The sequence below is a fragment of the Vibrio sp. Isolate24 genome (genome assembly GCF_022398215.1).
GTDB lineage: Bacteria > Pseudomonadota > Gammaproteobacteria > Enterobacterales > Vibrionaceae > Vibrio > Vibrio coralliilyticus_A.
In genome coordinates, this window is record NZ_JAKEUU010000001.1 from 335,404 (window position 1) to 349,773 (window position 14,370).

The 14,370-nt window shown below is 43.9% G+C and carries 13 protein-coding genes; 11 read left to right on the forward strand and 2 right to left on the reverse strand.

The genetic code is table 11. From position 1 onward, the window contains the following. Positions 1–35: 35 nt before the first annotated feature. Positions 36–335, reverse strand: a complete 300-nt coding sequence (locus L1D23_RS01550; RefSeq protein ID WP_239835360.1) for a YfcZ/YiiS family protein — start codon at positions 333–335, stop codon at positions 36–38. 508 nt (positions 336–843) lie between these two features. On the opposite strand from L1D23_RS01550, the gene L1D23_RS01555 reads away from it, so the two are divergent. Further along, positions 844–1,305, forward strand: a complete 462-nt coding sequence (locus L1D23_RS01555; protein ID WP_239835359.1) for a TetR/AcrR family transcriptional regulator — start codon at positions 844–846, stop codon at positions 1,303–1,305. A 54-nt stretch (positions 1,306–1,359) separates the two neighbouring features. Here the strand turns inward: L1D23_RS01555 and L1D23_RS01560 are convergent, their stop codons facing one another. Then, positions 1,360–2,916: a PAS domain-containing methyl-accepting chemotaxis protein gene (locus L1D23_RS01560; protein WP_239863845.1), complete on the reverse strand. Its 1,557-nt coding sequence runs from the start codon at positions 2,914–2,916 to the stop codon at positions 1,360–1,362. A gap of 237 nt (positions 2,917–3,153) precedes the next feature. Here L1D23_RS01560 and L1D23_RS01565 point away from each other — a divergent pair, with 237 nt between their 5' ends. The 10 genes from L1D23_RS01565 to L1D23_RS01610 all read left to right on the forward strand — a co-directional run bounded on the left by L1D23_RS01565 (position 3,154) and on the right by L1D23_RS01610 (position 14,304). Continuing rightward, positions 3,154–4,077: a protoglobin domain-containing protein gene (locus L1D23_RS01565; RefSeq protein WP_239863846.1), complete on the forward strand. Its 924-nt coding sequence runs from the start codon at positions 3,154–3,156 to the stop codon at positions 4,075–4,077. Between the two features lie 15 nt (positions 4,078–4,092). Further along, the gene (locus tag L1D23_RS01570) at positions 4,093–4,446 is read left to right on the forward strand and encodes an STAS domain-containing protein (RefSeq protein ID WP_239863847.1); all 354 of its coding nucleotides are present in this window, start codon (positions 4,093–4,095) and stop codon (positions 4,444–4,446) included. A gap of 3 nt (positions 4,447–4,449) precedes the next feature. After that, positions 4,450–4,872, forward strand: a complete 423-nt coding sequence (locus L1D23_RS01575) for an ATP-binding protein (protein WP_239863848.1) — start codon at positions 4,450–4,452, stop codon at positions 4,870–4,872. Beyond that, positions 4,873–5,457 (forward strand): SpoIIE family protein phosphatase, encoded by a 585-nt coding sequence (locus L1D23_RS01580; RefSeq protein WP_239863849.1) that lies wholly within the window; start codon positions 4,873–4,875, stop codon positions 5,455–5,457. Next, positions 5,450–8,617 carry a response regulator gene (locus tag L1D23_RS01585; RefSeq protein ID WP_239863850.1) on the forward strand — a complete coding sequence of 1,056 codons (3,168 nt, stop codon included), beginning with the start codon at positions 5,450–5,452 and terminating at the stop codon, positions 8,615–8,617. The genes L1D23_RS01580 and L1D23_RS01585 overlap by 8 nt, the downstream gene beginning before the upstream one ends. After that, positions 8,610–9,740, forward strand: coding sequence for a two-component system response regulator (locus L1D23_RS01590; protein ID WP_239863851.1), 1,131 nt, complete (start codon positions 8,610–8,612; stop codon positions 9,738–9,740). Before L1D23_RS01585 ends, L1D23_RS01590 begins: the two co-directional genes overlap by 8 nt. Positions 9,741–9,917: 177 nt before the next feature. Further along, positions 9,918–10,922 (forward strand): response regulator, encoded by a 1,005-nt coding sequence (locus L1D23_RS01595; RefSeq protein ID WP_239863852.1) that lies wholly within the window; start codon positions 9,918–9,920, stop codon positions 10,920–10,922. Then, the gene (locus L1D23_RS01600) at positions 10,922–11,365 is read left to right on the forward strand and encodes a PAS domain-containing protein (protein WP_239863853.1); all 444 of its coding nucleotides are present in this window, start codon (positions 10,922–10,924) and stop codon (positions 11,363–11,365) included. Before L1D23_RS01595 ends, L1D23_RS01600 begins: the two co-directional genes overlap by 1 nt. Before the next feature lie 70 nt (positions 11,366–11,435). After that, positions 11,436–12,914, forward strand: a complete 1,479-nt coding sequence (locus L1D23_RS01605) for an NAD(P)H-hydrate dehydratase (protein ID WP_239863855.1) — start codon at positions 11,436–11,438, stop codon at positions 12,912–12,914. 343 nt (positions 12,915–13,257) lie between these two features. Beyond that, the gene (locus tag L1D23_RS01610) at positions 13,258–14,304 is read left to right on the forward strand and encodes a GMP reductase (RefSeq protein ID WP_239863856.1); all 1,047 of its coding nucleotides are present in this window, start codon (positions 13,258–13,260) and stop codon (positions 14,302–14,304) included. The last annotated feature ends 66 nt before the right edge of the window (positions 14,305–14,370 follow it).

The window sequence follows — 14,370 nt, forward strand, 5'->3', positions numbered from 1 at the left end:
AAAAAAGCGGACTAGATGTCCGCTTTTTACATATCTTAGCGTGTCAGTGAACGCGTTTTTAACTCAAAAATAAGCTTTTCTGCGCTGACTTCGAACTTGAATCGAGCGGTTAGCTCTTTGGACGTCTCTTCAATTGCTGTGACTTCATACTCTACATTCTCAGAAACTTGTTTTGCTAACTCTATATATTTATTCAGCTCCGCTTCGAGTAGGGCTTTTCCCTCGGAAAAAATCGTGACTTCTGCGACGTCATCCCCTTCTTTGATAATAAAGCCCATCTCACCAGCGCAACCACATGCTTCACATACGTCAGCTTGTTCTAGTTCTGTGCTCATTACGACAATCCTCTTACAAAAATTATGGATATTTTATCGAGTTATTTGATGGTAATCCACAAAAATGAGCAAGAGTCCAGAAGGTATAGATAAACGAAATGTTATCTTATAAATATATTGTGGAAACAGCTGAGAATTGATAAACCTGTCAAATAGTGTGACATTAGTCATGTTGTTGCGAAATATCATGTCATTATCGAGTCAGGATGGTGTGCAGTTAGTTGTAAGCGAGTTCGATTTGTATGATTATCGTGAGCCAAATTATATAAATGAAAGATAATGCCTGTTTCTTTTATAAATTGCACGGATGTGGTGATTTATAAAAAGTATATCTTACACGACATTGTGTACCCATCTAAGACGCCGTTTGTATTATATGGTACGATGGTTTTATTAGGTTCCCTATAGGGATCTGCTGAGACTATAACGGGTGTCTTGTAAGATATCTAATAGGCGACATTATTGACTCGTTTGAGTTAGATGGATTTACAGAGAGAAGAGCCTGAACATGCCAAAGCGTAGTAAAGAAGATACTGAAATCACGATTCAGAAGATTATGGACGCAGTAGTGGATCAACTTTTGCGTCTGGGCTATGACAAGATGTCGTACACAACCCTAAGTCAACAGACAGGTGTATCGCGAACAGGTATCAGTCACCACTTTCCGAAGAAGACAGACTTCACGGCAGCGCTAGACGGTCGAATTTTCAAAATGTTTGTTGAGCATTTGAATTTTGACGGCAGCTTGCAAGAGTTCTCAGACAGTTGGGTGAAAGCGTTAGACAACGCAGAGTTTCTAGCGATTTTACGCCTACTATTCCACCATATCGTAACCTCTCAAAGCACACATGAGTTTGCAATGAATGGAATTGAGCGCCTATACAAAACGACAGAAGCACAATACGGCGCAGAGAGTGCTAAAGAATTAGAGTGGCTAATTGGTAAGTCACTGGTTCGCATGGCTAAGTAAACGCGTTGTAGACGACGATAATAAGCCTTCTAAGATTTGAAGGCTTTTTTGTGCCTAGAGCTTCCTGAACTGATTCACCAGTTTCCCTTGTGAATTTAGGTTTTTAACTAACCCTTCACATTCATCTCGCGTATCGCTAGCCAGAATATTTGTGGCTGAGCAGACTTCACTAATTGATTGCACGCTGGCGTTCATGTCTTCTGTTACTCGTGCCATCTCTTCAATCGCTGCCGCGATTTGATTGTTGCGATCTGAAATATCCGTCACTTGCCCAAATAGAGCATCCAGTTTCTCGCCAGATGTGCTAGCGCAATCTACGCAGATATCAGAGAGTTTGCTACCTTCGTCCATGGCTTGTACGGCTTTGTCAGTGCTAGTTTGAATGAGGGTGATAATATTTTGTATTTCTTCTGTAGATTCATGGCTTCGCTGGGCGAGTTTTCGCACTTCATCAGCGACGACTGCGAACCCACGTCCTTGATCCCCGGCTCGTGCGGCCTCTATAGCAGCGTTTAAAGCAAGTAAGTTGGTTTGTTCAGCAACGCCTTGAATGACAACTAATACTTCTCCGATGGTACGACCATGCTCTGCGAGTTGTTGAACCACATCTGCTGCTACGCCAAGTTGTTGTGAAAGCTCGTTCATCGAAGTGACGGTTTGTTCAACAGAGGTTTTCCCTTCACCTAAAGCAGAATTAGCGCGCTCGGTTGCTTCCGAAGCACTTTGAGCATTTTGAGCAATTTCATTTGCGGTGGAGTGCATTTCATTGATCGCAGCAGCGACTTGTTCCGTTTCCGCTGTCTGGCCAATCAAGTTGTCTGCTGTTGTTTCACAGTTTTGTGCTGATGACTGAGCGGCGTCTGCAATTTGCTCGTTTGAGTTTTGGATTCGCCCCACTACAGCGTTGAGCTCTGATTGTCTCATTTTTAACGCTAAAGAAATTTCAGAAAGGTCATCAACGTGCCCATTATAAACCAGCTCCATTAGGGGGTTATCGAACACTTTACGTGCCTCTGCTGAAAGAGCCTCTAATCGTCTGGTAAATAAGAGACCAGTACCAGTTGCTAGGAGGAAAAATAACCAGATTGCAGCAATAGGAGAGACAGATGCAACCAATGTGGAAATTACAGCAGAAGCAAGAAATGCGGCACAGAGCCTTTGCCATAGACGGGTGCGAGGCATTTTGAGCTGAAAAGGTGTTTGACCTGCTTTGAGTTGAGCGTAAATTTTTTCGGCGTTTTTGACATGTTTACGATTGGGACTGAGACGAACGGATTGATACTCAACGATTTTGCCATTTTCCTTTATCGGCGATGCAAAAGCATCAACCCAATAGTGATCGCCATTTTTACATCGGTTTTTTACTATCCCCATCCAGGATTTGCCAGACTTTAGAAACTCCCACATATCCTTAAATGCCTCAGGTGGCATGTCAGGATGGCGAACGATGTTGTGTGGTTGCCCAACAAGTTCATCCAAACTATATCCAGCAACATCGCAAAACTCTTTACTGGCATAGCTGATGTGACTACTGGTCTTGGTGACGGACAACAAATTGTATTCAGGAGGATAAGTGACTTCTTTCTGGGTCACAGGTTCGTTTATGCGCATCGAGCAACCTCGTACAAAATAATAGAAATGACTTGGTACTTCTCAAACAGTATAAGTACAAATTTTTAAACGTGAGAGAATTGTCTGATTTTTATTGATATTAAAGTAATTTGTTTCTAACTATTCAACTTATTGCTCACAGTCTTATTTTATTGACTATCCTGATACTAATGAGCTGTGCAGGAAGGAATCAGCTCGACTAAGGCCTTGAATACAATAATCATGGAGGTTATTGGTATGTCTCTTACTTCTTCGACAGGAAACTATAACAGTGCCCAAAGTTTACTTGAGCTTCACGATCTGAATGAGGCTGACTTGGCGCTGATCAGAAAGTTCGGCAGCATGATGGTACCGAAGCTCGATGATTATGTTAGGCACTTTTATGATTGGCTCGACAAGCTACCAGAATATAAACAATTTTTTGGTGATGAAAAGAAACTCGTACGAGTGCAAGACTCCCAAGTACGTTATTGGACCGTATTCTTTGAAGCGAAAGTCGATGAAGCTTATGTAAAGCAGAGAAGAGATGTCGGAGAGGTACACGCTCGGGTTGGATTACCCTTACCAACGTACTTTGCTGGCATGAATATCTCAATGGTGATTTTTACTAAGCGAATGTATGACGGCAGTTTATACAGCGATGAATACAGTTCCTTGGTCACTGCATTCACTAAATTACTTCATCTTGATACGACGATTGTCGTGGATACCTATTCGCGCTTAATTAATAAAAGGATCGCTGAGCAAAGCGAAGCTCTGCTAGCGATGTCGACACCGGTTACCATGATCTGGCGCGACATCTTAATGCTTCCCATAGTAGGGATTATAGATTCTAAGCGTGCGCAAGACATCATGACTGCGGTATTGAATAAAATCTCTGAGCATAGAGCTAAGATTTTCATCATGGATATTTCTGGTGTAGCAGTGGTGGATACTGCGGTAGCTAATCACTTCATTAAAATAACCAAAGCAACCAAACTGATGGGCTGTGATTGCTTGGTTTCAGGTGTTTCTCCTTCTATCGCTCAAACCATGGTTCAGTTGGGAATCAATGTAGGCGAAGTTTGTACCAACGCGACTCTTCGTGATGCGTTAGAGAATGCCTTCAAAATGGTTGGGCTCAATGTTGATGCTTTAAAACAGCTCTCTGATGAGTCGTGACAGGTAGGCCAGAAGATGCATAAATCGATTTCCATCAACCGAATGAAGCAAGCGCTTATTGCCAATATCCAAGTGGATTTAAGTAAAGCGGTGTTGGATGAGTTCAGGCAAGAGCTGTTGAATATGGTGATGAATTCAACCTCGATCAAAGGAGTGCTTATTGATCTATCTGGTGTCAAAACATTAGATAGGCAAGACATGGACTCGCTTATGCAGGTTGTCAGTGCCGTCGAAGTCATGGGGCGTATTTGTATCTTCGTAGGAATTCGTCCGGGCATTGCCATGGCATTAGTCAACATATCTTACCAGACAGAATCCTTGCGCTGCGTAAGCAGCATAGATGATGGTCTGGCGATAATAGGGAGTTAGTGAATGACGGCGTCGAGCATAGTGGAAGACATAATTGAAACATACGAAATTCGCTCGGAATCCGATGTTATGAGCTCAGTGATCGCCACGTATACCTTAGCTGCACAATTTGGATTCAGCACTCCAGCCGTCAGTGAATTATCAACCGTTGTGTCGGAACTGGGGATGAACATCGTCAAATATGCTGAGTCTGGGGTTATCTCTGTATGGAAGCTAGAAAGGGAAGAAGGGCGAGGAATGAAGGTGGTTGCTCAAGATAGTGGCCCCGGAATAGAAGATGTCGATAAAGCGTTAGAAGAAAATTATTCAACTGGACGCTCTCTTGGTTTGGGGTTACCAGGTGTGCAGAGAATGGTGGATGAGTTTGAAATCGACACCTGTATTGGTCAAGGAACCCAAATTCAGGTAGTGAAATGGAGAGAGTAGATGGGATTTTCATACAGCTCTCGCGCTGTTCCCTACTTTGGTGAGTTAGAAACGGGAGACGGCTTCTTTATCCAGGAGTTCAGCGAGGCTCTTCTCGTCGTGATTATTGATGCCCTTGGGCATGGGAGTAAAGCTGCAAAGCTGGCGCGTGAGATTGAGCACTTTCTCGAAGAGCATGGATGTGAAGACGTGGAGTGGTTGATGACGGAGCTACACCGAGTCTTCCTTGGTTCAATAGGCGCGGCAGTAACGATCGTCTTTTTTGATGCTGCTCATAAGTCTGCCAATGGTATTGGGATTGGAAATACGCTTGTACGTCAGCTTGCCAGCGAGAAAAGGTCCTTTCCTGCACAGCCTGGCATTGTTGGTGAAATGTTGCCTACTCTGCGTCCGTTTCAGTTTACTTTTGCTGATGGGGATGTATTTATGTTCACCACTGATGGCATTAAAGAAAATATCAACGGTGATTTACTGCCTAATGTGAATTACGAAACTGTCGAGTCACTTTCTTCCAAGTTTATTGAATCTTTTAGCAAACCTTATGACGATGCGACCGCTATCGCAGTGAGGTATACCGATGGATAGGCCGCATGTATACCGCTTAACGAACAATGATGAATCTCGAATTGTGCTGCGCAGAAAACTCATTGCTGTGCTTGATTTGATGGGTTATGAAAGGCATTACAGAGATCAAGTTATTTTCCTATGTGGCGAGATACTTTTCCAGTTATTCGCAGCCTTACCCTCTATACAACTTAAAGTTAGGGTTCATGACAACGGCATTCAAGCGTTGTGGTGCTCAACGGACGGTGAAAGCTTACCTAATGTCTCTATTCCTCTTTTGACGCTTACACAGACCAGTCATGAGTTGGCTTGGACGCTCAATGCGAATAAGCCACTTACCCCATCAGATTTTGCTGAAATCAAAAACGTGCTGTCTGAAAAAACACGTGATGATCTCATGCACGAACTCCAAGTTAAAAATCGAGAGCTGGCGACTCATCAAGAGGGATTGGAAGCAGAAATTGAACGACGAACTAGAGACTTGCAGGCGAGTGAAGCATTGTCTCGAACGATTATTGAAGGAGCGCCGTCCAGTGTCGTCATCGTCGATAAGCACAAAAATATTGTTCTGTGGAATAAAACCGCTATCGAGACCTATGGCTATAGCGTGGAAGAAGCTGATGGAAAAAACCTATTTGATTTATTAAATGCAGAACTGCCAGAGGATTTAATAGAGCTGATTTCAAGAGAGATAAGTCTTGATGAGCAGGACAAGGTGAGTGGCTCGTTTTTTGAAGTACAGACCTATACTCGCGATGGAAAACTAATTCCCGTTGATCTCGGAATGACGATATTTTTGTTCGATGACGAATACCGTATAGCAATGTTTCTTCGCGATGTGACGTCGAGAAAGCAAGTAGAAAATGAGCTAAATGAAGCGAGAGCAAAGGCTGAAGAAGCCGTTGAAATCAAATCCATGTTTTTGGCTAATATGAGCCATGAAATTCGAACACCGATGAACGCCATTATTGGCATGTCTCATCTTGCTTTGAAAACAGACTTAACCCCTAAACAACATGACTACATCTCCAAAATACACAATTCAGCTTCGCTTTTATTAGGCATCATTAATGACATATTGGATTTCAGTAAAATTGAAGCGGGTAAGTTATCTATAGAGGAAATTGAGTTTTATCTCGACGATGTTCTGCATAACGTTTCTATGGTGACTGGGCAGAAAGCGTTCGAAAAAGGTTTAGAACTGCTCTTCGATATTCCTAGAGGCGTTCCTAAGATGCTTTATGGTGATCCACTTCGGCTTGGGCAAATCATTATCAACCTGGTTAACAATGCGGTGAAATTTACCGAACAAGGGGAAATTTCTGTTGCTGTTAAAGTACTCAGAACCCTAGACGACAAGATTGATCTGGGATTCGTAGTAAAAGATACGGGGATTGGGATGAGTGATGAGCAGTCTAGCAAGCTCTTTAATGCTTTCACTCAAGCTGATGGCAGCACGACGAGAAAATATGGTGGTACGGGTTTAGGTCTATCTATTTGTAGGCGATTAGTCGAATTAATGGGGGGAAGGATTTCCGTTGAAAGTGAACTGAATGTGGGGAGTAGCTTTCATTTTAATATTTTGGTCGGTGCGTCGACTGAGGGGGCATATACGCCTGTCGTTGTGCCGGATTTGCTCAATCATGTCAATGCGTTAGTTGTAGATGACAATGAGCACGCGCTTATGATTATGGAAGACTTGCTCGATATGTTCCTTTGTAAGCCTAAGTTTGTCAGTAGTGGTGAACAGGCCTTGGATGAATTGAAACGTGCTTCAGCCTCTGGGAAGCCCTACGATTTAGTCTTTATGGACTGGAAGATGCCGACAATGAGCGGCATTGAAGCTAGCCAGCATATTAGGCAGCAGATCAGTGCTGCGCACCAGCCCAAGATAGTTATCGTCACGGCCTACGATAAAGATGATATCTCTGATGAAGTGTCAGCATTGGATATTGCAGGTTTCCTCTCTAAGCCTGTGGGACAGTCGTATCTGTTTGATCTCATCATGGATCTCTTTGGTCTTCAAAGTGGTAACGAAAGGCCAGCCAGTCCGTCTCGTCGGCATTATAAGGACAAAGACCTTGAAGGCTTGTCAGTTCTTTTAGTGGAAGATAATGAGATCAATCAACAGATTGCAGTTGAACTGATGGAAGAAAAAGGCATCGTGGTTACGGTCGCAAACAACGGATCTGAAGCGTTGGAGTGTTTGGAGCAAAGAATAGGCACGCCCGATATGTTTGAGATAATCTTCATGGATCTTCAGATGCCCGTGATGGATGGCTATGAAGCGAGTAAGCGTATACGCAGTGATGCTCGATATGACGCGGTTCCACTGATTGCAATGACAGCCCATGCAATGGTTGAAGAGCGTGACCGTTGCATGAAAATTGGAATGAACGATCATGTCTCTAAGCCGATTGACCCTGAGCACCTATTCGCGACGATAAAACGTTGTTGTCCGCAAGGGGGGCAGGAAAAAACACAAGCGTGTCACAGTCACCCATTTCCTAGTCCTGTCGATAAAGCCGTTGAAGAAAATCAATCGACAGCATCACTACTTGAGGCAATTGAAGCCCTAGATACCCACAATGGTTTACTTAGAGTAGCCAGTAATGAAGCCCTTTATCACCGTCTTCTATCTCAACTTGTGGACAAAGAACACGACTTTGTAAAACGACTCGATGTTGCTTTGGATAAAGGGGACTTCGACTATGCAAAACTGAGCACCCACACCTTAAAAGGTTCATCAGCTAACCTTGGTGCTATTCGGTTATCTGATACGGCGGCCCGTCTTGAACAAGAGTTGGAAGGCGAGGAGTTATCTGAGCGGCTGGTGCAACTTAGAAATGAAATGTCAGATTATCTCGCGGTCTTTGTTCATGACGTATGCCAGGCACTACATCGACCACAACCCTCTGATTCAAAGGGAGATTTAGACGATGAAAGCGTGAAAATCATACACCATCTGGATGTGCTTCTTCAGGAGTTAGATGCGCAAGCACTCGATTACCTTGACGAGCATTATTTGTACCTCAATACTTTACTTGGGTCGGAAGAATTCGACACTTGCTGTAAGTGTATCCACGATTGTGACTTCTTGTCTGCAAGTGTTGCCCTAAGAAAAGCAGCCAGCATTTATCCCTTAGATGTGGATAAAGTGTTTGGGGGAAACCATGGATGACCATTTAACCAGCGTCTTAGTTGTCGATGATAATGCTGAGAACAGAGTGTTACTTAGCGGCTTACTGAAACCACACCATCGCGTTCTCGTAGCAACGGGTGGGATGCAAGCAATAAATATCTGCAAGCAAAGAAAACCAGATATTGTTCTTTTGGATATCATGATGCCAGAAATGGATGGCTATGAAGTATGTACACGTTTAGCGGCGGATCCCGATACTTGCGATATTCCCGTTATTTTTCTCACTGCGAAGTCACAAATTGAAGATGAACAGAGAGGCTTTGCCGCGGGTGCGGTGGATTACATACTCAAGCCCATCAGCCCACCAATACTAATTTCTCGGATTAATACTCACCTAAGATTGCGTGGTGCCATGGATGAGTTAGCTGAGCAAAATGAAGAGTTGGAGAGAAGAGTTAAAAAACGCACGAGAGAACTGGAAATGTTGCAAGACGCGACCATTGGTGCGATGGCCTCTCTTGCTGAAACTCGTGATAATGAAACGGGTAACCACATTCGACGTACACAGCATTACGTCAAAGCCTTAGCTGAAGAACTGGTACGTGGAGGTCATTATGTGGAGGACCTTACACCAGAAGCGATCGAGTTACTTTACAAATCGGCGCCTTTGCATGATATCGGTAAAGTTGGCATACCTGATAGTGTGTTACTCAAGCCTGCTCGATTAACCGATGATGAGTTTGATGTCATGAAGTATCACACAACTCTTGGGCGAGCAGTGTTAATGACAGTAGAAGAATCGATAGACTTCAAATGCGATTTTTTAACCGTTGCTAAAGAAATTGCATATAGCCATCAAGAAAAGTGGGATGGAAGTGGCTATCCAGAGGGACTGGCCGGATTAGACATTCCTCTCAGCGCAAGACTGATGGCATTAGCTGATGTATATGATGCATTAATTTCCGAGCGAGTCTACAAACCAGCATTTCCTCACGAAAAGGCTTTGGACATTATATCTGAAGGCTCAGGCAGCCACTTCGAGCCTTTAATCGTGGACGCGTTTTTGAACATTGAAAACACTTTTAAAGAAATTGCATCCACCTATCAAGATGAAGGGTTTGATGAAAGCACGTTTCAGTTAAAAGCGAGCGGTGAAGAATAACGGTTCGTGGTAAGTTGCTCTTTACTGCCTAGCTTGGCTTGTATCATTTGGCAACATCACACTGTCTGATCGGAGTTCCCATATCAGATGTGTTTTATCTCGTTGGATTCGTGTCTGATGAGTTAACTATCTGTTACACTTAAACTATTAGTAACAAGAATAGCAGTAGGTATATGCATGGCTTTTCCTGTCCTTATCTGTGACGACTCTGCGTTAGCCCGAAAGCAAATGGCGCGCTCATTACCTGCTTCTTTGAATGCAGAGATTACTTTTGCCGTCCATGGTCTGGATGCACTAGAACAACTAGAACAGAATGACTTTAGATTGATGTTTCTCGACTTAACCATGCCTGAGCTTGATGGCTTTGGTACGTTAGAAGAGATAAGCAATCGTGACATCAACATACAAGTTGTGGTGGTTTCCGGCGATATTCAGCCTAAAGCGAAAGAGCGGGTCATGGCTCTTGGGGCCAAAGCTTTTATACAAAAACCGATCGATAAAGACGCGTTAAACGCTGTATTAAAAGAGTTAGTTGAAAAGCCCACTCAGCCACAAATAGTCACGCCTGTGTCTGTTGATTTACCCGTATTACGTCGACGCGATATTTATATGGAAGTGGCCAACGTCTCTATCGGTAGAGCGGCTGATGCCCTTGCTCGGCACTTCGATGTCTTCGTACACCTTCCTCTTCCTAATGTTAATATCTTCGAAGTTAGTGAATTGCATATGGCGCTGCGTGATTTGGCTGAGAACGATCAGGTGTCGGGAGTCTGCCAAGGTTTCAGTGGAGAAGGCATTGCCGGAGAAGCATTGGTCTTGCTCAGTGATTCCAGTGTTTGTGATTTAAAAAAATTAATGAAAGTCCCGGCTGATAGCGAAGAGCTGGAAGAGTTAGAGCTGTTGATGGATGTGTCAAATATTCTCGTCGGTTCTTTCTTGAATGGATTAGGCAAGCAGGCAGAGGTTCGTTTTTTCCAAAGTTCACCAGTATTGCTCGGTCAACATATTTCGATCGATTCAGTTATCCAATCGACAACGGGATCGTTTAAGAAAACCATGACGTTTGAGGTGAGTTACAACATCGATGGGACCTCCATCCGCTGTGATCTATTGTTTATGTTTGTTGATGAGTCTCTTCCATTGCTCGACAACAAGTTATCTTACTTGATGGAGGACTTTTGATGCTTAACCTTCCTGCCGAATTTGAGCAATTCCACTGGATGGTGGATATGGTGCAAAATGTCGATCTCGGGCTGATTGTGGTTGATCGTGAGTATAAAGTTCAAGTTTGGAATGGCTTTATGACTCACCATAGTGGAGTTCAGGCTCATGATGCGATAGATAAGTCACTTTTTGAACTGTTTTCTGAGATACCTGAAGACTGGTTTAAATTAAAGAGCAAGCCTGTTTATGATTTAGGATGTCGGAGCTTCATTACATGGCAACAGCGTCCGTACTTATTCAAATGCCGAAACGTAAGACCTGTGACACAGCAAGCGGATTTTATGTACCAAAACATCACACTCAACCCGATGAGAACGCCGACAGGTGACATTCGCTCAATGTTCCTATCCATTCAAGATGCAACAGCTGAGGCTTTGGTTTCGCTGAATCAAGTTAAGTAGAGTGAATTTAGCCTAATTTATGTATAAAGCCAGAATCTGTCTGGCTTTATTTTTATCTTAAGGAGTCACCATGTCATCCCCCATTCCTCTTTATCGCGCAGAGCAGGTGAAAGCAGGTGAAGTGGTTGCCGCGAAAAGCCAATCAGTAACTTTATATCAACTAATGATTCGTGCTGGTCGTGCCGTCTTTGAATTGATCCAAGAACAATACCCCACATGCCAAAGTATTCTGGTTGTGTGTGGAGGAGGAAACAATGGGGGAGACGGTTATGTGGTGGGTAGATTGGCGATTGAAGCTGGGTGGCGAGTGACGGTCTGGCAAAGTGTCGAGCAAAGCAAACTCAAAGGTGATGCACTACAGGCATACCAAGACTTTAGTGCAGTTGGCGGGTGTGTTGAGGTGCCGGACCTAGATTCAAAGCTTAACTATGACTGCATTGTGGATGCTTTGCTTGGCACGGGCCTTTCTGGCTCTGTTAGAGCTCACCTTCTTTTGGTTATTAATAAACTCAATCAGAGCGATATCCCCATTGTCTCAGTGGATGTTCCTTCTGGCCTTTCCAGCAATACAGGGCAAGTGCTAGGAAACTGTCTTAAGGCCGACCATACGGTATCTTTTGTCGGGCTAAAGCAGGGGTTGTTTACAGGGCAAGCTCGGGATTATACGGGAATTGTGCATTTTCGAGGACTAGGAGTGGAAGGTGCATTTGAACAACAGAATGCTCCGTCTGCGCAGCTGCTTAATAGAGTAGAAGATTATGCACCAATGCTTTCTCGATCAAGAAGTGCGCACAAAGGTTTGCATGGCAAAGTGACGCTTGTGGGAGGCAATCAAGGAATGGGAGGAGCGGCGGTACTTTCTGCATTGGCATGTCAACGGGTCGGGGCAGGTTTAACTGCATTACTTACCCATCCGGATCATACACTACCTGCTTTAGTGTCATGTCCAGAGGTCATGGCATCATCATGGCTGGATAACAAGGTTAATGCGTTGAGGTTGAACCAGTGGTGTGACTGTTTTGCCATTGGCCCTGGTCTAGGTACGGATGTATCTGCAAAGAAGATGTATAAAGCCGTTGTTGATACCACATTGAATAAAGTGTTTGATGCAGATGCTCTTAACTTGCTTGCAGAAAAAGCAAATTATGACCCTAATCGAATCCTGACCCCCCATCCTGGTGAAGCCTCTCGGCTTTTAGGGTGCTCAGTTCAAGCTATAGAAAGTGATAGATTCAATGCAGTACGCAAGCTGCACAAGAAATATGGTGGTGTCATCGTTTTAAAGGGGGCAGGAACGCTCATTTGTGATGGACAAAAAACCTATATTTGCAATGCAGGCAATCCGGGAATGGCAACTGGAGGAATGGGGGATGTTCTTACTGGTGTGATTCTTGGTCTGTTAGCACAGGGAGAAAGTTTGATCAGTGCGGCAGTAAAAGGTGTGATGATACATAGCCAAGCTGCTGACAGAGAAGCTGAAATCAACGGTGAACGAGGCCTTTGTGCGAGCGATTTACTGCCTCATATTCGTCATTTGGTGAACACATAAACCCAATACAACCTTTTTCACCAAAAATAATGAAGTGAACGATTTCGGAAAACGATTGCGGGATGCGTGATGAATTTTTATCAGTAGACTCTAAGTCTTTGTTTATTTGAGTTTCTTTTGGAGAAAGGGATGGTGTGGGGGAATCGAATTTGCAAGATGACAAAATGGTATCACAAAAAAAATGCAAATATCAGTCTTGCGGGAAATAAATCCCAGCCTATAATGCTGAAAACCGGAGCGTCTGCCAACGCTCCGGTTTTTTTGTGTCCGAAACTCAGTAAAACGTCTGCCAACGTTTACCGAAAACGCACGACACGTAAATTTGCTTACAGGAAAATTTATCATGCGTATCGAACAAGAACTTAAGTTAGGCTTTAAAGATGTACTGTTCCGCCCGAAGCGTTCCACACTAAAAAGTCGTTCTCAAGTTGAATTAACCCGCGATTTTACATTCAAGCATAGTGGTCGTCAATGGTCTGGCACACCGGTAATTGCGGCAAACATGGACTCAGTGGGTAGCTTCGCGATGGCAGAAGCTCTAGCTGAACATGGTGTGATGACTGCAATTCATAAACACTACACTGTTGAGCAGTGGGCTGATTTCGTAGAATCAGCCGATCAGAGCACATTGAACAATGTATTTGTCTCAACTGGTACTTCTGAGGCTGACTTTCAAAAGACTCAAGACATCATGGCGTTAAGTGATGAGCTTATCTTCATTTGTATTGATATTGCTAACGGCTATTCAGAGCACTTAGTCGAGTACGTTGAAAAAGTGCGTGCAGCCTTTCCTGATAAAGTGATTTCCGCAGGTAACGTTGTGACTGGCGATATGTGTGAAGAGCTTATCCTCGCAGGCGCGGATATAGTGAAAGTGGGTATTGGTCCCGGCTCTGTATGTACCACTCGCGTTAAGACAGGTGTGGGTTATCCTCAGCTTTCAGCCATCATCGAATGTGGTGATGCTGCGCATGGCCTAGGTGGCATGATCATCGGTGACGGTGGTTGTTCATGCGCAGGTGATGTAGCAAAAGCCTTCGGCGGCGGCGCTGATTTCGTTATGCTAGGTGGTATGCTTGCCGGACACGAAGAGTCAGGCGGTGAACTTATTGAGAAAGACGGTGAGACTTTTATGAAATTCTATGGCATGTCTTCTCAGTCGGCTATGGACAAGCATTCAGGTGGTGTTGCAAAGTACCGCGCAGCTGAAGGAAAAACCGTACTATTGCCATTCCGTGGTAGCGTTCACGGCACTATCTCAGACATCCTTGGTGGCGTACGCTCAACGTGTACCTACGTAGGCGCAGCAAAGCTTAAAGAGCTAACCAAGCGTACGACTTTTATCCGTGTACAAGAGCAAGAGAACAACGTTTTCGGTAAAGAGAAGTAATTCTGCACTTCTGAAAACTCGAAATATTAAGAGCCGCATTTTGCGGCTCTTTTTATATTTCTTTTC